22 protein-coding genes are annotated in these 22,417 nt (G+C 56.1%); 3 read left to right on the forward strand and 19 right to left on the reverse strand.

Annotated elements, in window-relative coordinates:
• Positions 1-41 precede the first annotated feature (41 nt).
• Together GZH47_RS10700 and GZH47_RS10705 are read right to left on the reverse strand one after the other, a co-directional pair.
• Positions 42-986, reverse strand: a complete 945-nt coding sequence (locus GZH47_RS10700; RefSeq protein ID WP_162640085.1) for a hypothetical protein — start codon at positions 984-986, stop codon at positions 42-44.
• Between the two features lie 148 nt (positions 987-1,134).
• Positions 1,135-2,046, reverse strand: a complete 912-nt coding sequence (locus GZH47_RS10705) for a nucleoside hydrolase (protein ID WP_162640086.1) — start codon at positions 2,044-2,046, stop codon at positions 1,135-1,137.
• A 213-nt stretch (positions 2,047-2,259) separates the two neighbouring features.
• Between GZH47_RS10705 and GZH47_RS10710 the strand changes: the two genes are divergently transcribed.
• Positions 2,260-3,039, forward strand: a complete 780-nt coding sequence (locus GZH47_RS10710) for an AraC family transcriptional regulator (protein ID WP_162640087.1) — start codon at positions 2,260-2,262, stop codon at positions 3,037-3,039.
• On the opposite strand, the gene GZH47_RS10715 is transcribed toward GZH47_RS10710, so the two are convergent.
• From GZH47_RS10715 to hisJ, 5 genes are all read right to left on the reverse strand, one after another.
• On the reverse strand, positions 3,005-3,361 hold the full coding sequence (locus GZH47_RS10715) for a DUF1904 family protein (RefSeq protein ID WP_162640088.1): 357 nt from the start codon (positions 3,359-3,361) through the stop codon (positions 3,005-3,007). The genes GZH47_RS10710 and GZH47_RS10715 overlap by 35 nt on opposite strands.
• Positions 3,362-3,379: 18 nt before the next feature.
• The gene (locus GZH47_RS10720; RefSeq protein WP_162640089.1) at positions 3,380-3,937 is read right to left on the reverse strand and encodes an SLOG family protein; all 558 of its coding nucleotides are present in this window, start codon (positions 3,935-3,937) and stop codon (positions 3,380-3,382) included.
• 193 nt (positions 3,938-4,130) lie between these two features.
• Complete coding sequence (locus tag GZH47_RS10725; RefSeq protein WP_162640090.1) at positions 4,131-5,072, reverse strand: metallophosphoesterase family protein; 942 nt, start codon at positions 5,070-5,072, stop codon at positions 4,131-4,133.
• Positions 5,073-6,392: 1,320 nt separating this feature from the next.
• Positions 6,393-7,133 carry an MgtC/SapB family protein gene (locus tag GZH47_RS10730; protein ID WP_162640091.1) on the reverse strand — a complete coding sequence of 247 codons (741 nt, stop codon included), beginning with the start codon at positions 7,131-7,133 and terminating at the stop codon, positions 6,393-6,395.
• 205 nt (positions 7,134-7,338) lie between these two features.
• Positions 7,339-8,166, reverse strand: coding sequence for a histidinol-phosphatase HisJ (gene hisJ / locus GZH47_RS10735; RefSeq protein WP_162640092.1), 828 nt, complete (start codon positions 8,164-8,166; stop codon positions 7,339-7,341).
• 230 nt (positions 8,167-8,396) lie between these two features.
• Between hisJ and GZH47_RS10740 the strand changes: the two genes are divergently transcribed.
• Positions 8,397-10,214 (forward strand): APC family permease, encoded by a 1,818-nt coding sequence (locus GZH47_RS10740; protein ID WP_162640093.1) that lies wholly within the window; start codon positions 8,397-8,399, stop codon positions 10,212-10,214.
• Positions 10,215-10,520: 306 nt separating this feature from the next.
• On the opposite strand, the gene GZH47_RS10745 is transcribed toward GZH47_RS10740, so the two are convergent.
• From GZH47_RS10745 to GZH47_RS10760, 4 genes are read right to left on the reverse strand one after another with little or no spacing between them, the layout of a single operon-like run.
• Positions 10,521-10,805: a hypothetical protein gene (locus GZH47_RS10745; protein WP_162640094.1), complete on the reverse strand. Its 285-nt coding sequence runs from the start codon at positions 10,803-10,805 to the stop codon at positions 10,521-10,523.
• A gap of 48 nt (positions 10,806-10,853) precedes the next feature.
• Positions 10,854-11,855, reverse strand: a complete 1,002-nt coding sequence (locus GZH47_RS10750; protein WP_162640095.1) for a phosphotransferase enzyme family protein — start codon at positions 11,853-11,855, stop codon at positions 10,854-10,856.
• 5 nt (positions 11,856-11,860) lie between these two features.
• On the reverse strand, positions 11,861-12,376 hold the full coding sequence (def, locus tag GZH47_RS10755; protein WP_162640096.1) for a peptide deformylase: 516 nt from the start codon (positions 12,374-12,376) through the stop codon (positions 11,861-11,863).
• Positions 12,377-12,397: 21 nt separating this feature from the next.
• Complete coding sequence (locus tag GZH47_RS10760; RefSeq protein WP_162640097.1) at positions 12,398-12,652, reverse strand: helix-turn-helix domain-containing protein; 255 nt, start codon at positions 12,650-12,652, stop codon at positions 12,398-12,400.
• A gap of 159 nt (positions 12,653-12,811) precedes the next feature.
• Between GZH47_RS10760 and GZH47_RS10765 the strand changes: the two genes are divergently transcribed.
• Entirely contained in the window at positions 12,812-13,195 is a 384-nt protein-coding gene (locus GZH47_RS10765) for a RidA family protein (RefSeq protein WP_162640098.1), read from the forward strand.
• A 214-nt stretch (positions 13,196-13,409) separates the two neighbouring features.
• Here GZH47_RS10765 and GZH47_RS10770 read toward each other — a convergent pair whose 3' ends face one another.
• The 8 genes from GZH47_RS10770 to GZH47_RS10805 form a co-directional block, all read right to left on the reverse strand.
• A complete protein-coding gene (locus tag GZH47_RS10770; RefSeq protein WP_162640099.1) occupies positions 13,410-13,865 on the reverse strand; it encodes a hypothetical protein in 456 nt (151 codons plus the stop codon).
• A gap of 329 nt (positions 13,866-14,194) precedes the next feature.
• The gene (locus GZH47_RS10775; protein ID WP_162645180.1) at positions 14,195-15,127 is read right to left on the reverse strand and encodes a Gfo/Idh/MocA family oxidoreductase; all 933 of its coding nucleotides are present in this window, start codon (positions 15,125-15,127) and stop codon (positions 14,195-14,197) included.
• A gap of 79 nt (positions 15,128-15,206) precedes the next feature.
• Entirely contained in the window at positions 15,207-16,268 is a 1,062-nt protein-coding gene (locus GZH47_RS10780; RefSeq protein WP_162640100.1) for a Gfo/Idh/MocA family protein, read from the reverse strand.
• Between the two features lie 37 nt (positions 16,269-16,305).
• Complete coding sequence (locus GZH47_RS10785) at positions 16,306-17,889, reverse strand: FAD-dependent oxidoreductase (protein WP_162640101.1); 1,584 nt, start codon at positions 17,887-17,889, stop codon at positions 16,306-16,308.
• A 22-nt stretch (positions 17,890-17,911) separates the two neighbouring features.
• On the reverse strand, positions 17,912-18,991 hold the full coding sequence (locus GZH47_RS10790) for a hypothetical protein (RefSeq protein WP_162640102.1): 1,080 nt from the start codon (positions 18,989-18,991) through the stop codon (positions 17,912-17,914).
• Between the two features lie 87 nt (positions 18,992-19,078).
• Positions 19,079-20,029 carry a carbohydrate ABC transporter permease gene (locus GZH47_RS10795; RefSeq protein WP_162640103.1) on the reverse strand — a complete coding sequence of 317 codons (951 nt, stop codon included), beginning with the start codon at positions 20,027-20,029 and terminating at the stop codon, positions 19,079-19,081.
• The gene (locus GZH47_RS10800) at positions 20,022-20,924 is read right to left on the reverse strand and encodes a carbohydrate ABC transporter permease (RefSeq protein ID WP_225446439.1); all 903 of its coding nucleotides are present in this window, start codon (positions 20,922-20,924) and stop codon (positions 20,022-20,024) included. The genes GZH47_RS10795 and GZH47_RS10800 overlap by 8 nt, the downstream gene beginning before the upstream one ends.
• A 61-nt stretch (positions 20,925-20,985) precedes the next feature.
• On the reverse strand, positions 20,986-22,386 hold the full coding sequence (locus GZH47_RS10805; RefSeq protein WP_162640104.1) for an ABC transporter substrate-binding protein: 1,401 nt from the start codon (positions 22,384-22,386) through the stop codon (positions 20,986-20,988).
• Between the last annotated feature and the right edge of the window lie 31 nt (positions 22,387-22,417).

Here is a 22,417-nt window from a genome sequence, read left to right on the forward strand (position 1 = left end):
CTCCACGGCAAGCTTATTGCTTCTATACGTCATACAGCCGGTTACACCTGCTGTTGTTCGATCCAACCAATGCGCGTTGATTTCAAGCCGGCCAGCGCCGACTCCGCGATCGTGAGCTCCGACTTCAATTTATTCACGACGGTTCTAACCTGATGGATCGCTTCCAGCGTCTGATCCTGCGCGCTTTGGATCCGTTTCTGCACGACCCAGTCCACGATCAGGCCGTCGAACCAATAATCGCCGAACTTCATGAGGCCGCTAATGTCGACGTAAATATCGATCGTACGCTCAATGTCGGCCAATTCGTCCCGGAAGTTCCGCATCAAGTGATTCGCTTCGCGGATCGCCGACTTCGCATCATCGACATGCTCGTGCTTGATGTGGGTGCTGATCATGCCTCCGCCGCCCCACAGATCCCAGTTGCCCCAGTTCTCCGCCTTCTCCAGACTCTTCGATGCCCCTTCAAGCGACATCAGTACATGCTGCCCGGCCGACAGCGCTTCGCGGATTTCCTTGACCTGGACCGACTTGTTGGCAATTTCCGTATCCATACCCGCGAGCTCATTGGCGCTGGCAGACGAATTTCGGAGCTCTTCTTCTCTCTCGCGCAGCAGCCGCTCATACTCCCATTCCGCATTGCCGCAAGCGGCAAGCTCATCGCCGAGGCTGATGATTTCGGCCTTCATTCGCTCTTCGGCTTCCTTCGCCTCCTGCAGCTTCAGCGCGGCGGCCAGCGCCTGCTGCCGTTCCATCTCCAGCTGTTCCTCCTTGCTGCGAAGCAGCGTGTGAAACAAGTTGGTCAGCGACATGCGGGTTAGTTTATCGACGTCAGCCTGCTCCGCCTCCAGCTCTACCTCCAGCTTGATAATAAGCCGTTCATTCTCGTTGATCCGGCTGCGCAATTGCTGCTGCCTCCGCTGCGCCTTCTCCATTCTGTATTTACGTTCCTTCGCTTCCGCCAAGCGGTCGAGAGAAGTATCCGCCATCGTGCATCGCTTCCTTCCAAGGATTAAGTTATCTGTTCATACGCAATGGAAGCGATAAGGATGCGGCCAACGACCACAAAAAGACCGATCTTCCAGAATCGACCTGGAAAATCGGTCTGCCTGCGGCTTATGGCGCATCGCTTAAGTCTTACAGCTTGCGGAACAAGTCCCTGAACACGCTGTCCCGGTGGATATGGTCCACGTAGCGGATGAAGTGGCGCGAATTGTCGAAGCTCCAGCGGCAATCCTCCGACAGCACGGGGCTGTGCACGAGCGAGCTCGACAGCCAGTTCTCGTTATTCAAATACGCGATCGTCGAGATGTCCCAAATGACGCGGGAATACGCGTAATGGTCGCTGCTGCAGTCGCGGAACGTCTCGTACAAATATTGGCCGACTGCACCTTTCTCCTTGATGTGCGTCTCGACCTCCGACAGCGTCGTGAGCAGATGCGAGGTCACGCCCATGACCGGAATGAGCACGAGCGGCACGCCGCTGTTCAGGATGATGCGCGAAGCATGCACGTCCTGGCTCAGGTTGAACTCCCGCGTATCCCGCCAATGCAGGGCATGTCCGCCCAGCCAAACGACGACGATCCGCTCAATGATGCGGGGCTCCATCAGAATCGCGGACGCGACGTTCGTGATTGCGCCGATCGCCACGACGTATAGCGGATCGTCCTCGGACGAGGCCATCGCCCGCTCCACGAGATTCCGGGCAGCGGCGCTTTCGACCGGCGTTTCCGCTCCTGGCAGATAACCTTCCGATCCGCGGTAGACCGGAATGCCATCCATTTCCGGAATGAGGGAAGAGATTTTGAGCAACTCGTCGTAGCTCTTCTCCATGCCGTCCTTCGGCCCTGTCGAAAGCTCATTAAAGAACGGTGCCGCATAGAAGGCTTCGATCGTCATGTTCTCAGGGGACTTCAACGCGTAAATGACAGCGAATTGATCGTCGATTTCGTTGTACGTATCGGTGTCCAGCACCATCCGGACCTTACGCTTAGGGTGGGCAAGCCGCTGTACCATTTGCTGCTCTGAAATGACCGGGAAGTTCACCATGGTTGATCCATCCTTTATAAGTTTGATATGGGAAGCCAGCACAAACTCCGCTTGTTTAGCGGCTATAAATCTTTTATGATTTGGTTATTCGAACAATGGCATTACCCTGATGTTCATGCTCATTTTACAATGGATACTTCGATAGGTTGTATAACGATATGGCTATAAGTTTATATGATTTGGCTAGGATGATCAGCGGGGAGGAGAAGGCAGATGCACGCGCAGATGGAATTTCTATTTCAAACGGTCCGGCTCGCGGATTCTTATATGCCGATGCATGGGCACACGTGCTACGAGCTGGTTTACTATAACGAGGGAACGGGCACGACCTGCCTCCTCGACGAGGCGCATGCGTACAAGCCTGGCGCGTATGCCATCATTGCCGCAGGCACCCTGCATGACGAGCGGAGGACGGAGGATACGGACGTGACATGCGCCGGCTTCCGTTTGACGGGCAAAGAAACGCAGCTTCAAGAAGGGCTGTTCGAGGACAGGGAGGACAAGCCTTTGCAGCAGCTCTTGCAAGCGATGCTCACCGAGATGCAGGAGCAGCGGCCGTATTATCCTGACAAATTAAACTACCTGCTCAGCATGATCGTCATCGAGCATCAGCGGCATGCGCAAGTAAGCGCATTCAAAGAATCGGCGGACCATTTGCACTATGCGCGGGCCTTTATCGACGAGAATTTCAACCAGAAGATTACGGTGGAGGAACTGGCGGAGATGGTGGGGTACAGCTATCATCACTTCAGGCATTTGTTCAAAACGAAATTCGGCCGTTCGCCGATCGCTTACCTGCTGAATAAACGCATTCAGCGGGCAAGCCATCTGCTGCTGCACAGTACGTTGTCCGTCACCGCCATCGCGGAGGAATGCGGCTTCTCGAACGATGCCCAGTTCAGCACCTTGTTCAAACGGGAGCAGGGCGATCCGCCCCGCCTGTTCCGGCAGAAACGCCTCAGTCAAACACCGGCGGACCGGCTTTCACCATGAACGGCTGTCCGTTGGCGTAATAGTGCGTTTCCCGATACACTTTGAAAGCGACCTCGACTTCCGTGATGCCGGTCGTCAGCAGGTGATTCGTTATGGCATTGGCAACGCCGTCCTGAATGTCCCGCGGGCGGTCGAACCAGGCCACCTCGACGAAAGGAAATGTCGGAACGATCGCTCCGTCTTGGATCGAAGTCGTAGAGAGGCAGTCGATGGTGAAATTGTCCCTGCTGCACCGGCAAATTTGCGCGAGTTCGTCTATGAGCGCCGTACTGATCTTCATGACTTCCGTGATGTTGACGCCTCGCATCGTGAGTTGGGGCATAGTGCTGAACACTCCTTTTTAATCGTAGTCGTGGTACTGTTCTTCCTCGGCGATATTTTGCAGGTCCTGGCCGTTGATCGCTATGATGGCATAATCGGGGACCAATTCGGCATGCCTGCGCGCAAGCTCGAGCAGAAACCGGGGCGATCCTTCCTGTTCCTCATCATAAATGAGCAGCAGTCCTTCCGTGTTGTCCAGCAGAAAACGGTCGCGCGCCTTGAACTGCCAAGGTCCTGCGTATTTCTGCTTGGAGACACTATTAACATAATCCGCGCCGGAAAGAATGGTGCCGTAAACCGCCTTCTTCTGCTCGCTCCAGTTCTCTTCCTGTTCCAGAAAAGGCGTAATGACCGCCAAGCGCAACGAACCATACTCAGCTCTAAGCTCCAAAGCGACTTCTGCAGCCCACAGCTCAACACCCCATTGTCCGCTTACGATCACCCATTCCAGTCCTTCTTCGACAAGAGCCTGCAGCCGCTGCTTGAGCGCTTTCTTGATAATGGCAACGCCCGGATGCTTGTCGGAGAATATGCCGAGCTCGGAAGCTTTGTATCCGGTAACCAAAATCTGTTTCATCGCCTCATGCTCCTTGTTCGCGCTTCGATCTTAAGCGTAGCACAAATAAAGAGCGCCGAACAACCTCGCCCTGGGGGGAGAGGCGTCCGGCGCCCGGAATCGGCGATTCGAGCCTTAGGATTCGATACGAGATCAGAGAATCGAGCTTTAGGATCTGAGCCTTATGAATCGAACCTTATGATTCGAGGCTGGCTTATGATTCCATTCCTTTCGGATAATGCTCCTTCGGCTCCCGAATGACGGCCCCGCCGTCCAAGCGCACATAGGTCGTGAAGTCCCTCGCGTCCCGCTCCAGCTTAATGACGCGCGCGCCGCGCGGAAACCCTTCGCGCCCGTACGTCTGGAACCCGGTCGCCCGTCCATAGCACAGACGGATATCGTGCAGGGCGCCCCAATAATCGTTCACGTGATCATGGCCGCAGAACGTGCCGACGATATCGCCCATCTCCAGCATGGCGGCGAACATGCCCGAGTTCACCGGCGCACAGGCGACGCCTTCATGCTTGCTGCCGAAGCAAAGCTCCTTCTTCCATACCTGCTTATACTCCGGCAGCGGGATGTGGAAGAAGGCCAGCGACGGCAGCGGCTCTCCGCCGTTCGCGGCCGTGATCGCAGCGGACCGCTCGGCATACCACGCGATCTGGTCGCGCTGGATCCACTGGTAGCCCGTGATTTGCGGCAGATCGGAATAGCTTCCGCTGTCGAACAGATAGAGCGCGTTGACGGGCTTGCCGCTCTCCTGGTCGCGCACGAACAAGATGAAATTCCCTTCGCCGCTCAATTCCGGCGGTCCCGCCTCCGCGAAGCAGAACCGGTGCTCCAACTGTACATCCATCAGTTCGCCGCGCGTGACCAGATGCTCCGTGTCGTGATTGCCGAACACCGCCGCCCACGGAATGCCCCGCTGATCGACGGCCTGAACGGCGTCGCGGAACGATTGCCGCGGATCCGTGCAATTCTGGCTGTAGATGACGTCTCCCGTGAACAAGACGAGATCGGGCGATTCCGCATCCAGTACTTGTTCCATCAGCCCGCGGGTCTGCAAGTCGTCCGGCTCGCCGTTCTGCCAATGCAGATCCGTGAATTGTACGATCGTAAACGTTCCGTCTTTACGGTAATGCAATGCATGTTCCATCCCGATAACCGCTTCCCCTCCGGCAAAATTGACTACTGCAATCGTCGCAATGCGACTTCTAGCTCGCGGGTCGAACGGCCGGTGCAGGGACAGGGGCGACTTGCCCTTGAACGGACCTGCCTCCGAAGCGAACGGACTCGACCAAAACCGAACCGCTTCGCTTCCGAACGGACTCCGACCTGACTCGACCGATCCTGAACCGGCTCGACCAAAACCGAACGGACTCGACCAAACCGAACGGCCTCGCCTCCGACCTGATTCGGCCGCTCCCGAAGCGACTTGCCTCCGAACCGACAGCGACCTGATTCGGTTGATCTCGAATCGACTCGACGGCCTCGCTCCTGAACTGGCTCCGACCTGATTCGACCAACCCGAACCGACTTGCCTCCGAACCGCCGCGCCTCCGACGAACTCTTACCTGACTCGGCCGCCCCCACACCGATTCGACCAATCCAGAAAAGCCTCGCGTCCGAACCGACTGCGACCTGATTCGGCCGGTCCTGAAACTACCTGCTACCGATCCGACTCCATCCTGATTCGATCGATCCTGAACCGACCTGCCTCCGAACGACTCCGACCTGATTCTACCAACCCAACCGACTCCGAACTGACTCGGCCGATCCCGAACCGCCCCACCTCGACCTGCATACTGTAACGAACCCAATAAGCGTTATTCGGCGATTTTAACGCCCAAATGAATTCTAACGAACCCCAGAAACCTTATTGCAACGAAATCGAGTGAATATCGACCAAAACGGATGCGATGGCTATCAATAGCGCGTGTAGGATTCGTTAGAAACCGAAACGTCCGTAAAAGCCGAAAATAAGGTTTGTACGGTTCGTTAGCGCAGAGTTCGTTTGTACGGTTCACGTTCGCTAGCGCAGGATTCCCTTTGTACGGTTCACGGTTCATTAGCCCAGGATCCCATTTGTACGGTTCACGTTTCCCTAGCGCAGAATCCCACCTGTACGGTTTACGGTTCGCTAGCGCAGGATCCTTTCGTACGGTTCGCGGTCCGCTAGCGCAGAATCCCACTTGTACGATTCGCGGTCCGCTAGCGCAGAATCCCACTTGTACGGTTCGCGTTTCGCTAGCGCAGAATCCCAATTGTACGGTTCGCGTTTCGCTAGCGCAGGATCCCTTTGTACGGTTCACGGTTCGCTAGAGCCGAATCTCTTTGCGCGATTCGATTCGTTAGCGCTTCCTTCTCGAGCCTGAGCCCTGTGAAGTTCCCAACGTCCAATGTCAGCTTGGTCGCCTGGCGACGCATCCATTTGCAACACACTGGGTCGCCCAGTATCGCGCACCCTACGGCTAGCCTATAACGAATCCACGCCCGCTTCCAGCCCGAATACGCCTTCGATCGCCGCAAGCGAGACGATGACGTCCTCGAAACGCTTGGACGGCCCGAGCTTCAGCTGAAGCCGGACAATCAGCATCTCCGCGCGTTCCGTCACTTCCGTTTCCTCGTTCTCCACGATGATTTTATTGATTCCGATGCCGAACCGGTGCAGCTCCGTCACGACTTTGCTAAGGCTCGAGGAATCCTTGTTGACGCGCAGCACGAGGTCCCGCTTTCGCTTCGTCACCGAGAACTTCCGCTCCAGCTTATTCAATACGAAGAGACTGACGACGACGAGAAACGTCAAGACGGCAGCGCCGTAGTAGAAGCCCGCGCCGGCCGTCAGCCCGATCGCGGCCACGACCCAGAGGGAAGCCGCCGTCGTCAAGCCGGACACGGTAATACCGGTGCGCAGGATCGTGCCCGCTCCGAGAAATCCGATTCCGCTTATGACCTGCGCCGCAAGCCGGGCCGGGTCAAGCCGGACGTTGGGATCCGAGGAAAACTCCGCAAACCCGTACATGGACAGCAGCACGATCGCGGCGGAGCCCAGGCAGACGAGAATATGCGTCCGGAATCCCGCGGAATGTCCGCCCAGCTCGCGCTCCAATCCGATCAGGCCTCCCAACGCCAGCGCGAGGACCAGCCGGAGCGTTAATTCCCAATAACTGATGTGCCAAATGCTCGGGTCGTATACTTGCGCCACGGACGTTGCCATTCTGCCTCATTCCTTCTCTAGAAGTCGGCCCGGAGCAGGACTGCCTCCGCATTCGCCTTTGTTTATCTATACGCTCGAGATACATGACATGCATCTTGATCTGCAAAAAATCGGCTGCAGCGCCGCACATGCAACCCTATGCATCGCCATGGACCGCCGGGCGGCTTGGATCGACGCAGCAGCCTGGCGAAGCCGCAGCTTCTATTTACCGCAGCAGCTGCGCTTCGAACCATTCATAGCCGGAACCGACGTGGTCCGGACGATGGGAATCGGAGCCGTAAACCAGCGGAATGCCTTGTTCCTTGCACGCGGCAAAAAACCATTCCGGCACATAGGGCTTGCCGCAGGTCGGCACGCGCAGCCCTGCAGTGTTGACGTCGATGCCGACGCCGCTCTTCGCAAGCTTCGGCAGTATATTTTCAAGTCGGCGCTTGATCTGCGCCTCGTCGATCGGCGGCAGCTTCTGCGAGAACTTCTCGATCAGATTGATATGTCCGATCCGCTTGCGCATCGGCAAGCCTGCCGCCCACTCGATCGCGGCTTCCACATGGTTATAGTATTCGTCGACAACCTTCTCTAACGTGCCGTAGTAGGACAGCAGGTTCTCGCTGAAGTCGTCCGCCGTGAAATCCACGCAGCGCATGCCTCCGCGGCCGGGCAGGAAATGCACCGAATAAACGACGTCCTCCAGCTGGTTCTGATACCGGTCTACGATGGCTTCCGTATAGGAAAGCGCTCCTTGCAGGTAGTCCAGCTCGAGGCCCGTCGTAATTTCGATTCGGCCTTCGTACTTTTGTTTAATGGTTGAGACGTAATCCATATACAGCGGCAGCTCGGCTTCCGGCATGGCCAGCTCGCCCATCAGCTTCTCGTCCGGTACCCAGGCGTCCGGCAGCGGCGGATGTTCGGTGATCGAATAGCGCTGGAATCCCAGCTCGATCGCGCGGTCGATATACTTCTCCGACTCCGCGTCATTGCCGTGATAGCAAAACTTCGTATGCGTGTGACCGTCCCATTTTAAGGCTGGCGACATCGATATCCCTCCCGTTATCCCTGTCCTGCGCGAAGCAGGACAGCATATGTAGTTGAACCAAGTATATCATCAAGGCAGGCCCATTCAACTTCTTACTTTTTATTCCGTTTGACATCTTTTAACCGTTATGATTTCTGCTATAATGAATTCTGGCCTGTACGGTTATTATAAAAAGAAATTCTACACGCAGACATTGATTTCCTTATGTGGAGAGAAGAGAGGTTCCATGCATGATTAGCCGATTTAAACGATTATTGATTGGGCGGCCGATGAAGAGCGCCGAATTGGAAGGAGAAAGGCTGAGCAAGCTGAAGGCGCTGGCCGTGCTGTCGTCCGATGCATTGTCTTCGGTCGCGTACGGTACCGAACAGATATTGATCGTGCTGATGGCGGCCGGGTTTGCCGCGGTATGGTACTCCATTCCGATCTCGATCGCCGTGCTGGGCTTACTGCTGATCCTGATCCTTTCGTACCGCCAAACGATCTACTCCTATCCCAAAGGCGGCGGCGCGTATATTGTAGCCAAAGATAACCTGGGCGTCTCCACGGGACTGCTCGCAGGCGGATCGCTGCTCGTCGATTACATCCTGACGGTCGCCGTCAGCACGTCGTCCGGAACGGACGCCATTACGTCGGCGTTCCCGGCGCTGCATGACCATCGAGTGCTCATCGCGATCATCATGATCGTCTTCTTGACCGTATTGAATTTAAGGGGCATCGGAGAATCCGCTTCCGTCCTCGCTTACCCCGTCTACTTGTTCGTGGCGGCCGTATTGGTGCTGATCGTCGCCGGGGTCATCAAAGTCATCATTCACGGCCCGAGCAGCCACATTCCGGAACTCGGAACGGCTGTTTCCAATATCAGTTTATTCTTGCTCCTGAAAGCTTTCAGTTCCGGCTGTTCCGCGCTCACCGGCGTCGAGGCCGTGTCCAACGCCATTCCGAACTTCAAGAAGCCGGAAGTACGCAACGCGGCGACGACGCTGATAATGATGGGCGTCATTCTCGGCGTTATGTTCATCGGCATCTCCTTGCTGGCATACTGGTACGGCATAGCGCCGGAACAGAAGGAGACCGTCGTGTCGCAAATTACCGACGCCACCTTCGGCCGAGGCATCCTCTATTACATCATTCAAGGCCTTACGGCCATGATCCTGTTCCTGGCGGCGAATACGGCCTATGCGGCATTCCCGCTGCTTGCCTTCATGCTGGCGAAGGATAAATACATGCCGCATGCGTTCATGGTGCGCGGCGACCGGCTCGGTTTCTCGAACGGCATTATTTTTCTCGGCTTCTTCTCGGCCCTGCTCGTCATCGTGTTCCACGGCGACACGACGAATATGATCCCGCTCTACGCGGTCGGCGTCTTCATTCCGTTCACGCTCTCGCAGCTCGGGATGATGGTGCGCTGGATTCGGGTTAAACCGAAGAACTGGGTGTTCGGATTAATCGTCAACACGATCGGCATGCTGACGACGCTCAGCATCTCGCTGATCTTTATTTTCACGAAGTTCACGCAGATCTGGCTGGTCTTCATCTTCCTGCCGATCGTCATTTTCATCTTCTACAAGATCAAACGGCATTACATGAACACCGCCGACGAGCTCCGGGTCAACATCGAAATGGAGAAGCCCGCGATCAAGGGCAGCACGATCGTCGTGCCCGTCTCCGGCATCACGAAGGTCGTTCTGCAGTCCATCAGCTATGCGAAGTCGCTAACGGACAACGTCGTCGCCGTCTATGTCGGATTCGACGAAGAAGAGATCGAACGGCTGGAGAAGAAATGGGAAGAATGGAACCCCGGCGTGCGCCTGGTCGTACTGCGTTCCAGCTACCGCAGCTTCATCCGCCCGCTCGTCCGTTTCATCGAGACGCTGGAATGGAAGTCGCAGGAGACGGACCATATTACGGTACTGATTCCTCAGTTCATCACGAAGCACTGGTGGCATAACTTCCTGCATAACCAATCCAGCTTGCTGCTCCGCGCGTATCTATTCAATCAGAAAGACGTCGTCGTGGCGACGGTGCCTTATCACTTGATGCGCTAAGTGCGAGCGAACGCCTTGACGGTGCTCCTCGGAATGCGCAGAAACCTGACGTAGAATGATTGCGTCAGGTTTTTTTTAGGCTTTTACTGTTCGTATGCAAGGAACATGTCAGCCATTGAGATGGCGACAGTACCAGAGACAGTACCAGAGACAGTTCCAGAGACAGTACCAGAGACAGTCCCCCCGGACACAGAATCCGCTATACGGCAATTTGAAGTGTTTATTTTTGCCACGCGGTCACACGTTCCGCTATTCATGCTTGGACGCTCGGAGGCGAGCTACCAATAGAACGATCGTCTAATGAATTCAAAGAGAACGATCGTCTAATGAATACAAAGCAAAGGAGCCGCGCACGACTCCTGGTGCACGTTGCGACGGCGCATGACGGCCGAACACATCAACGCGGTTCAAGCTCCCTTTTGCTTGCGGACGCCAAGCGGCCTTCAGCTGTTTCTTATGCTTTCTTGTTATGCTTCGGGTCCAGCGTATCTCGAAGCGCGTCGCCGATGAGCAAAATGACAGCACGCTGATAACGATCATGTCGCCGGGCGGAATCCACAGCCGCTTTAATTGTCCGCAGCCTTCCAGCATGCGCTTGAACTCGCCAAAAAAAGCGCCTCCCGCGGGAGACGCTTCTTTTCATTGAACGACGCAGGAAGATAGCAATTTTCTCAGTTCCGTTCCATGCAGATCCAGCCAAGCGTCACGCGTCATGAATTGCTCCAGGATGTAACCGAAGGGCTGTTCGACGTCCTGGCCGGCATGATGCTGTCCGATGTAGAAATGCAGCACCGCAACGTGGTATGCCTGCGTCAACGCTTGCAATTGATCGAGCTCAAGTTCGGTAAGGCTGTGGAAAGCCGCGTACCCTTTCACGAAAGCCTCCGCCATCGCCATGGACCCGCCGCTCAGTTGAAGCACGTGGTTGAGCGAAATCGAGAACTCCATCATCCGGACGTCCAGCGATGCCAGATCGAAGTCGAGCACGCCGGAAATACGGTTGTCCACGGCCAGAAGGTTGAAGATCAAGATGTCGTGGTGAACGAACTGCCGGGGCAGTCGGAGCAGCTGTTCCTTCTTGTTCACTAGCCCGGTCACGGCATTTCTGTAAAATGCGACAGCATCAGGCGCGATGGCAAAAGGCGGATCGTTCAGGAACCGCTCCGCCGTATCGTGGTTCGCCAACGGATGCAGCGCTGCCCAATCCAAGAAGGAAACGCCGGTGTGCCGTCGTTCGTCCACGCTGAAACTGCCGAGCATCCGCACCATTTCCCCTACGACGCGGCCGTAGGCTTCGGCTTGGTCCGCATCCGCAATCGCCGGAACCGTCCCTTCAAGGAAGGTCGTCATCGCGCCGAGCGTCCCGTCCGGCAGTTCCGCGTAATAGCCGCCTTCGCGCGTGCGGAGAAATACGGGCACGCCGACCGATAAGCTGCTTTGGTCCAAGTAGGACGTCATATCGATCTCGAGCGCCATACGCGCAGCCGATTTGGTATGACGGTTATAGAGACGAACGACGTATCGCTGTCCGCCCACCGTCACGATGCGGGTCACATTGGTCAGGCCGAACGGAACGTCATCCATATCAACAGCCGGATGGTCAAAATAACAGCGAATGACGGCTTCTATTCGATCCCTCATCCGCTTCACCCCGACCTGCTCAGCCGCTGAGCGTCGATCACCCGAACCCGGTGCCCGGTCTCCTCATGCACCACATACGTCTCCTGCACGTGGTCGATGAAGAGAATGCCGTTCAGATGGTCGATTTCATGCTGCATGCAGATGGCGACGAACCCCTCCGCCTCCATAACGACCGTGTCGCCGGCGCGGTTCAACGTGCTGACTTTTACTGTATGGGCCCGCTTCACTAACCCCCTGTAACCGGGATACGATAAGCAAGCTTCCGCGCCCGTCTGCTCGCCGGACGCTTCGAGAATCTCCGGATTGATGAGCTCGATCAAGCCATCGCCGCAATCCATGACGACGACCCGGCGCAGGATGCCGATCTGAGGCGCCGCAAGTCCAGCCCGCCCTTCGGCGGCATATAAGGTAGCAGCCATGTCGTCCAGCAGCTTGATGATTCTTGCATTGATTTCCTCGACCGGCCGGGCGATTTTGCGCAAAATCGGATCGCCGAACGGGAGGATGATTTTCTCCGCCATGCCCTCACTCCTCTCTACTCACTAGTTCAACGCTCCGGCACCGCTCTCGGAAATCGGCGGCGAATGCACCCACAAGTCGTTCGGCGTGCATGCGAGCGCCGTGCATAACGCATCCATCGTCTCGGCCTTGATCTGCTTCGGCGGCGCGTTCAACAGTGCGCTGATGGACGGCGCGGACAGCTCGTAGCCAGCCTTCTCCTTCAGCAGCCGGGCCAGCGCGGCACCGGACCAAACCCCTCGCTCCGCCATGATTTGACGCAGCATCCATGCCAGCATGATGGACCAACTCCTCGAACCCGATATTAGGCAACGCTTTAATAATTTAGTTGTTACCTAAATGTACCACGTACATGAAAATCACACAATACGAACGTTTCGCACCTGCTCCAACCGTGTATAATGGATACTATTAGAGGTTGGATGGGAGAGATTTAGATGAGCAGGAAACAAGTTTTCACAGGCTCGCCTTGGGAGCCGCTGGTCGGCTATTGCCGTGCGATCCGCGTGGGCAACCGAATCGAAGTGGCAGGCACGACCGCGATGAAAGACGGCGAAGTCGTTGGCGTCGGCGATCCTTACGAACAAGCGAAATTCGCGTTGCAAACGATCGAGAAAGCGCTGCGGGAGCTTGGCGCGGACATGTCTCACGTCGTGCGGACGCGCATGTTCGTGACGGACATTTCCAAGTGGGAAGAGATCGGGCGTGCGCATGGGGAGTTCTTCAAGGACATTCAGCCCGTGGCGACGATGGTTGAGGTTAAAGCGCTGATTGATCCGCTGCTGCTGGTGGAGATTGAAGCGGAGGCCGTGCTGGAGTAGAGGGAAAATCATGCGATAACCGGCGAGTTAATATGCAAGAATGCAAACAATTCCAAATAAACTTCTATTTTACTCCACACAAGTTTTCGGAACGTTGTCAATTCCTTGAATAATGCTCGTAATGAATCAGAATAAACCGTAGGAAATGAAACTAACAAAAAACAGGTCAATTATGGAACAACTGACCATAATTGACCGTCTTAATCTATAAGCTTTATTTACTATTGATAATTTTAGCTAGATCTTCTGGTAGTGCAAATTCATTAGTAATTCCATAAGGATTATAGTTCTTGATTTCTTCCATTGAAATCGCAATCCCAGTAAACTCCCCTTTCCCATTTTCATCTCCTTTAAGTAAAATATATCCAAGGCTATTATCTTTTGTCCAAAAGTAGATATCTTCGTATTGTATAACGGGTTCATTTCCAACAATGGTCCACTCCCCTGTTTTTATCACAGCGTCATAGCACCACATCGTTAGTATGGGTTTCTGTGAAAACATCTTTTCTTTATTAAAACCTGATGATTCCATAATAATATCCGATCCGTATACTTCGATGAGAGCAGTTGCTTTATATTGTCTTAGAATCCTCGCAGGTAACCACCCTTCCATGTCACATACAGGAACTAAAATAATGTCTCCAATGTGATATTTGATTCGTTTAGCCATGGTTTAACCTCCCACGATAAAATACTCCCTAAAAATTTAGCAACCTGCTTAGCATATATTGCTGCTTTTTCTGCACCTTTCGCAGTCGATGAACTTATTGGTCTGATTTTGTTTAATAATGTCTTGTACTCTTCTATAAGCACCGTCACATCTGCATGACCGTTCCCACTGCTTAACATATTACCATTATTATCATACCGGAATTTCGTCTTCAGCAGTTCACCTAACGAATTGATTTGTTTGGTCGCTGTCAGTTGGTTCCTTTATCCATCATAAAAAAGCTCACCCCATCCAGGGTAAGCTTTTAACCTTTACTAACTCCCTACATCCTACTCCACTACCGGCAGCTCGAGCCACTCGTACGGCCTTGACGCCGCCTTGCGCCCGTACTCCAAAATCGTCATGATCGCAATCGTCTCGGCCGGATCCACCGGGGACTCGCCGGTTTCGAAGAACTCCACCAGCTGCCGAATGAACGCTTGAAAATAATCCGTTCCCGGCTTCAATAGCCGGGCTTTCCCCGACTCGTCCTGTACCGTCAGGCTGAACGGGCAATCCCAGCCGAAATGGCGGATTTCCGCCTGCCTGCCGTCCGCGTACGCGATGAGCAGCGCGGGAGATGCCGCGTTGCCGATGTACATGACGCGCCGAGCATCGCAGCCCATCAGCATGACGATCGGCTCGACTTGATGGATCGCGTAGCTCTCGTACGTGCCCGGCCCGACGCTGCCGATGACCGCGATTCCCGGCTTTTCAGCCCCGGGTTCGTACCCTGCTCCGTCCTCGGCTCCGCTCCCTGCTCCAGCCCTCTCCTCGGCTCCGGCTTCTCCCCCTGCTCCAGCCGCTTCTGCATACTCCGCTGCGAAACGAAGCGCGGAAGCCGACCAGAGCGGCGTCCCGTTCTTGCGAGCCGTCTCGAACAGCGCAAGCGCCGTACGCCGGTCGGGCGCGAACGTCTTGTCCACGTACGTCGGTTTGCCCGAACGCAGCGGCAGCTCGCACAGCTCTTCGTGAAACTCCGGATGATCGGGCGACAGCACGACCAGATAGTCGCTCTTGGCCACGACCTCCTCGACGGAAGCGAGCAGCTCGATGCCTTTCTTCCCGCACCACGCCGCATTCGTCAGCCCGCCCGGCTTATCCACTTTGCCATAAGCATAAGCAACCCGCATTCCGCCGTTCGATGCCTGCTCGATCCACGCCGGGTAGTGCTCGGCATGCCATTCATCCAGGAAATAATCGATAAACCCGATAGTTTTCATGTTCATCTTCTCGCTCATCTTCTCGTTCATCTGCTCGTTCATGTTCTCATTCATGCTCATCATCGCCCCCGATCCGCCGTTAGAAACGGATCTCCTCCCCTGCCTCGGCAGATTCGTAAATGCCGCAAAGCATCTTCATCATCTCGACACCGTCCTCGACCGGGCTTAACGTCTGCTTCGTGCCGTTGCACACTTCGATGAAATAATTGATTTCATCCTGAAACCCGGCCGCGAAATCGAACGAGAGGTTGTTGATCTGCGGCGTCGCATTCATGATCGTATTGTACTTCTCCGTGATAAAAGTCAGCGACGGCTCCAGCTCTACGCCGCCTTTCTCCCCGTACAGCTTCACCGTCAGCTCGTCTTCCTTCGCATGAAGCGTGAAGCTGACGTCGACATAGAGCGAGGCGCCGTTCTCGAAGCGAATGAGCGCGTTCGCCATGTCCTCCACCGTATTCTTGTCGGCGTCGTAGTCGGACGACTTATAGTAGGCGAGATTTTGCACGTTGGCGCGGTTGCCGAGTTTCTTATACGTATTGCCGCTGATCGACTTCACTTTGGGCCTGCCCATGAGATACCAGCATAGGTCGATGACGTGAACGCCGACGTCGATCAGCGGACCGCCGCCGGAGCGCTCGTGATCGGAGAACCAGCCGCCGGGGTTGCCGAGCTTCCGGATGCAGGACGCCTTGGCATAATAGATCTCGCCGAGATCGCCTTGATCCGCCATCTCCTTGACGATTCGCGTATTGGCGCTGTACCGACGGACGAAGCCGACTTGCAAGGTCTTCTCGCTTTGCCTTACGGCCTGCTCCACTTGAAGCGCTTCTTCGACCGTCCGGCACAGCGGCTTCTCGCACAGCACATGCTTGCCCGCGTTTAAAGCCGCAATGCTGATGGCCGCATGGCTGTTGTTCCAGGTGCAGATGCTGATCGCATCGATCTCAGGGTTCGCGAGCAGTTCGAGATAGTCCGTGTACACATGCGGAATCGCATATTTGTCGGCCTTGGCCTGCGCCCGCTGCTCGTTTAAATCGCATATGGCATAGAGCTTCGCGTTCGGGTTCTTGTCGTAGGATTTCAAATGCATTTCCGAGATGGAGCCTGCTCCGATAACGCCAATACGAATCGTGTTTGTCATAGTAGACACTCCCTGATTATTAAGTTAGTCGTGTAGATCAGACCGGGCGCGACTCCGGCCATGCGAGATCGATGCCTTCTTGGACAAGCAGCTTCTGGAAGGCGGCGAGCTGCTCCTGGCGGTTGCGGACATCCCGCGGCTTGATGCCGTGCTGCAAGCAGTAGCTGGCCAGGTAGCCGGCCGCCTCTCCGATGTTCCATTCCACCGGATGAAGACGATAACAGCCGTTCGTGATATGAGTGACGCCGATGTTCTTGCCTGCGGGCAATAGATTGTTGACGCGGACAGGGATCAGGCTGCCGAGCGGGATCTGGAACGGCAGGCTGGAAATATCGATATAATGGCGCAGCCCCGTGCTCGGGTGTAAATCGATCCGGTAACAGCCGATACCGACGGAATCGAGGAAGGTCTCGGCTTCTTCCGTGCCGCGGCATTCCGTGCTCAGATGCTGCTCCAGCACCGTGAATTCCGCTTTGATCCGGCGCGATTCGCGAATGTACGGCGCCATGGCAAGCCCGTCCGCGGTGCCGACGACGTCCTTGCGCAGACGCAGGCCGGGATAGCCCAGCTTGCCGTCCGCGCGCGGAGCCTCCGTCTGCATCCAATACAAGAGGGACAAGCTCAGCTGCTTTGCCCCTTCCAAGTGGCGCGCCTTCTCTTCCTCGCTCACGTCGATGACCGAGCCGAGCCAATAATCGTTCTGCTGCCAGTTCACGACGGAGATATCGCTGCGATACGTCCCCGGGGCAAAATTGCTCTTGTCGACGATTCGCCGATACCCCATCAGCGACATCCAATCCTTGTCGGGAAACAGATCGAATCGAATCGGCTCCAGCGTCGCAGGCTTGACGCCCGTCCAGCTCAGCAGGCGATCCGGCCAGAAATCCGCTTTGTAATCCCGCCAGAATTCATATTGCCCGGGCTTGTCGATCGTATGATTTTCTCCTTCGAGGTAGTCCATGGCGAAGCAGTACGTGAACGCCTGCATATCCATCGGCTGCGGATCGCCTTCGAGCGCATGAGGCTCTCCGGTCTGCCGCTGCGACTCCGCGCCGGTTACGTACTCGACGCCCGCGAGCGGCAGGACGTCGCCGCATTCGGTCGCATCGAGGAAGTACGGGGCCACCAGCTCCACCTGCTCCATCCGCTCCGATTGGTCCAATCCCCGCACGGTGACCGATACGACGTTATCCCCTTCGGTGCGGGCCGACTCCGCAGCATACCGGGTCAGAATCGTCAGCCGGCCGCTGTGAATATAGGGAGCCATCATATGCTGCAGCACGGCGAGCGCGGTTCGCGGCTCGTGGCAAATCCGGCTGACCCAGCCGTTGCCCGGATTCAGCATCACGTTCGCCCTTGCTTCGGTCGTCAGCGGAAAATAGTCCCGGTAGTACTGCCGCACGCCGTCGCGAAACCGGCGATAGCTCCTCGTGCAGCCGAACTGTTCGATCCAGGGATGTTCGTCGGGAGGCACGGCTTGACTGGTCAGCTGGCCGCCGATCCATGGCGTTTCTTCGGTCATGATCACGGTGACGCCCATTCGGGCAGCCGCCAGCGCCGCCGCGCAGCCGCCGGTCCCGCCGCCGATAATGACCAGATCGGCATGCATCTCCTTGCTCATCGGGTAAGCCTCCTCGGTTCCATTATTTTTCCTGGTTCGTGAAGTAGATGACTTGCGGCCCCGCCGCGCCGCCGGTCAGGCTCATTTCGGATTTATACGTGCCGCCGTTCGGATTCAGCTTGAAGTTCGTGATGTTCCACGCGTTCTCATAAGTCGTATAACCGGATTGGAAAATCGTCTTGTTCCACTTGACCACGTAATGACCGTAGCCGCCCGACGGATTCAAGAACAGGCCGACCTGTCTCGGATGGTGGAAGCTATTGACGATTTCGGTGTTCAAGCGATACATAACGCCGTAGTTGCCGTTGTTGATGACGGGCTTGTTGCCGTCGACCGCATCCCAGCCGTCCTCGTATTCGCCGGGCATGGCGTCGCTCCATTGTCCGTAAGCGGCGGAATCGATGCGCAGGTAGGCGTTGCCGAGCGCCGTATCGTACTGAACCGTGCCGGTCCGGTCAAAGTGGGGGAACGTGCCCCGCGTATGCGAGTCTTCCGGCAGCACCTCGACCTGTTCCGGATGCTCCGGCTTCGCGTCATAGCTGAGCACGGTCGCCGTTACTTGGGCCGGGGCGTTCTTCTTGCCCGACACGGCCTCGAACTGCACGATGCCGCTGTTCGTAATGTTGTTGTCCGTCGGCGCATCGAAGTAATAGCTCTCGCCCGGGGCGAGCTTCGCCGCCAGCGTCCGCTTGTTCTCGGAAGCGATGAAGTCGGCGAGCGCGGATTGGCCGGCGACGTCGACATAGATGTTCGTTCCAAGGCCGTTGCCTTCGAGATACAACGAAACCGTATCCGCCGACGTGTTCGTGATCGCGACGCCCACCGTCAGCGTTTGCGGCGCCTCGTTCTGATGATGCCAGAACACGCGGAACTCGCCTTCGGCCGTATCCCGGTAGAATGCGCCCGTGCCGGAGAACGTTTCAGGCGAATCGCTTAGCAGCAGCTTGCCGCCTACGCCCGTCAGCTGCGGCTTCTCGAGATGAACGGCCGGCTGCAGGGAAGCGACCGGGACCGTCGCCGGTGCCGTGTCTGCCGCGAATGCGGTACTCGTGCCAAACAACCCGAAAGCGACTGCCAGTGCGATTTTACGTTTACGTATCACAATATCCACTCCTCATATATTCAATGTGGGGATGCCGGGCCGTATGCATACCAGCGCTTTCACGGCTGCAATCATGCAGCCGTTCCATTACCCTTTGACCGCGCCGACCATCCCGTTAATGAATTGCTTCTGCAAGATCAGGAATATAATGATGATCGGAATGACGGAAATAATCGTGCCTGCCGCAATGTACGGGAAGTTATAGGACAAGTTCCCCTGCAAATATTGGAGCGCCGCGGCCAGCGGGTACTTCTCCTTGTCGTCGAGGATAATGATCGGCCAGATCATGCTGTTCCAGAAGGCCATGAAATCGAAGATGACGACCGTTGCGATCGCGGGACGAACCATCGGGACCATGATGTTCCAGAAGATCCGAAATTCGCTCGCTCCGTCGATCCGGCCGGAATATTCCATATCGTTCGGAATGGTAATGAACGCCTGGCGAAGCAAGAAGATGTTGAATACGCTGACCGCCGACGGGAGCACGATGCCGAGAAGCGTGTTGTACAGATGCAGCTTCTGAATGATGATGAAGTTGACGATCATCCCCGCCGCGTTCGGCAGGATCATCGTGCTGACGATGGCATAGAAGACGAAATTGCGTGCCGGAAACACGATGCGCGCGAGCGGATACGCCGTCATCGTGCAGATGACCACGTTCAGCAGGACGCCCATCCCGGTCATGAGGATCGTGTTCTTGATGTACGTCCAGAGCGGCATGATGTGAAACACGTCGCTGAAGTTCTTGAAATTCATCGGCCACGGAATGAGCTGCGGCGGGAATTTGTACACGTTCGCGTTCACCTTCAAGGAGGTGGACAGCAGCCACAGGAAGGGGCCGAGACACAGCAGCGCCGTAAACACCAGCAGCGCGTAGACGATGATCGCCGATATGATTTTTCGCAGCGACACCGGCCTTGACGATCTGGATTGTCTGGATTGTCTGGATTGTCTGGTCTGTCTGGATTGTCCAGCCTCGTCGGCTGCCGACGTTCTCTCCGCCCTCTCGATGCCGCGGTTCGGGGTCGCATTACTCATAGTAGGTCAGCCCTCCCTTGCGGGTGTAACGGAACATGAACAAGGAAAACACCAGAATGATCAGCGCGACGACAAGCCCGATCGCAGCCGCATAGCCGAAGTCGAAGTCTTGGAACGCGACTTTGTACGTGTACACGCTCGTGACCAAGGTAGAGTTGATCGGATCTCCCTTAGGACCGTGCATGACGAAAATCTCGTCGAACACCCGAATCGCGCCCATAACGGATAGCAGCGAGCATAGCAGCACGAAGGGCATCAGCAGCGGGATCGTGATCAAGCGTATGACCTGCATGCGATTGGCGCCGTCGATTCTGGCCGCTTCCTGCAGCTCGCTCGGAATGGACTGAAGGCCGGCCAGGTAGATCATCATGTAATAGCCGAGCCCTTTCCAAATCGTAACGAGCATGACGCCCGCCAGCGCATACTTCGGCTCCACCATGAAGGCAATATCGTGATGCGTGAGACCGAGGGTTCGCAGGATGTAGTTGAGGATCCCCGTCTCCTCGTACATCCACTTCCACGCGATCGCCGCCGCGACCATGGACGTAACGACCGGAATGAAGTAGGCCACCCGGAAGAAACCGACGAATCGCAGCTTCGTGTTGACCAGCACCGCCATCAGAATCGCGATGATCTGAATGATCGGCACGACGACGACGTAGATCAGCGAGTTCTTGAGCGAAACGTAGAAATCCGGGTCGCTGAACGCGCGATGGAAGTTCTTCAGCCCGATCCATTTCGTCGTATCGAGGGCGGAATAATTGGTGAACGCGAGGGGAAGGCCGTATACGATCGGATAAAAGGTGAACACGATCAGCAGCAGGACGCCGGGAGCGATCATCAGATAGGCGAAGCCGGCCCGGCTCTTCTGCTGTTTGGACAATTTGGCAGCCAATGCGAAATCCCCCTTCCCCCTATATAGCGGGGAGAGAGACGTTCACTCCCCGCATGATCATCTAGCCTTCCGCATTGATGGCATCCAATTGCTTCTGCATCTCCGCTTCGGCCGTCTTCAGCATGTCCTCCGGCGACTGCTGGCCGAGCATCATCTTCGTCCAGCCTTTCCAGAGCGGATCCAGCACCTTCGATTCGTCCTTGATGCCCAGCGTGAAGTCCTTCGCCTGACCGACCATCGACGCCGCGATGATTTTGGCCTTGGATTCCGGATCGTCGCCGCCCTGCGTGAAGAACGGATCGGCCGCCGCTTTCTTCGTGGAAGGCAGAATATTGACTACCTTGCAAAATTCAAGCTGAGATTCGTCGTTCGTGATGTAGTTGGCGAAGTCGATCGCTTCTTTGTGGTTCTTGCTCATCGTCGGCACGACGACGTCCATCAGGCTGGCCTGGTAGTTGCCGCCTTCCTTCTTGGCCGGCATTTTGGCGACGAGCGTGTTGTCGTACACGTCCTTCGCATTCGTCTTGACGCGGTTCAGGAAGTTCGCGCCCGTTGTCAGCGTGGCGATCTGGCCGCCTTGGTACTTGTCGGTCGCGTAGTTGGCATCGGCGCCGACGCTGTCCTTCGGAATAACGCCCTCGTCGTACAACGCCTTGTTCCATTTTGCCCACGCGAGCGCCTCTGGCGTGTTGAGAATAATCTTCTTCTTATCGTCGCTGATCATCGGCACGCCGGAGAAATACAAATCGGCTGGCGGGTTGGACACGAGCGTGAAGCCGTATTTGCCGGTTTTCGCTTTGATTTGAATGGCTTGCTGCTTCAGTTCATCGAGCGTGACAGGCGGTTTGTTCGGGTCGAGACCCGCTTCTTCGTAGATCTTCTTGTTGTACATGAAGACGGATAAGCCGAAGTACCATGGGAAGGCATAGGCGCTTTCGCCTAGTTTGGTAGAGTTGTAGAGGTCGGGGAAATAGATCGAGCGTTGTTCTTCCGTTGCTTCCTTGTTCAAATCGACAAGGGCGTTCTTCGCCGCCAGCGTCAGCGTCATGCCGGTGTTGAGGTTGACGACGTCCGGCGAATTGCCGCCGGCGATGGACGTGAGCAGTTTGTTCTCCATGGAGCCGTAAGGAAGGTCGGTCCATTTCACCGTAATGCCGGGATGCTCGTCCTGATATTTCTTAATGCGGGCGTTGACGTAATCGTCGAAGTTCGGGCTGAGCGAGATGGTCCAGAAATTCAAGGTGACGTCTTTCTTGGGCGTTTCCGCAGTCGTGCCCCCCGTATTCGTACCGGTCGTATTCGTGCCCGTTGCATTTGTGCCGCTCGCGTTCGTATCCCCCGTGTTCGTGTTCGGCGTATTCGCATTCGTCTTCCCGTCGTTCGAATTGCCGCATGCGGACAACATCGCCACCGCCATGCTCCCGACTACCGCGATCGAAGCTAACCGTCTCACATTCCCCATATCGTCCCCTCTTCCTCTTCAAGAGTGCGTT

Origin of the sequence: Paenibacillus rhizovicinus (genome assembly GCF_010365285.1) — a bacterium.
Lineage (GTDB): Bacteria > Bacillota > Bacilli > Paenibacillales > Paenibacillaceae > Paenibacillus_Z > Paenibacillus_Z rhizovicinus.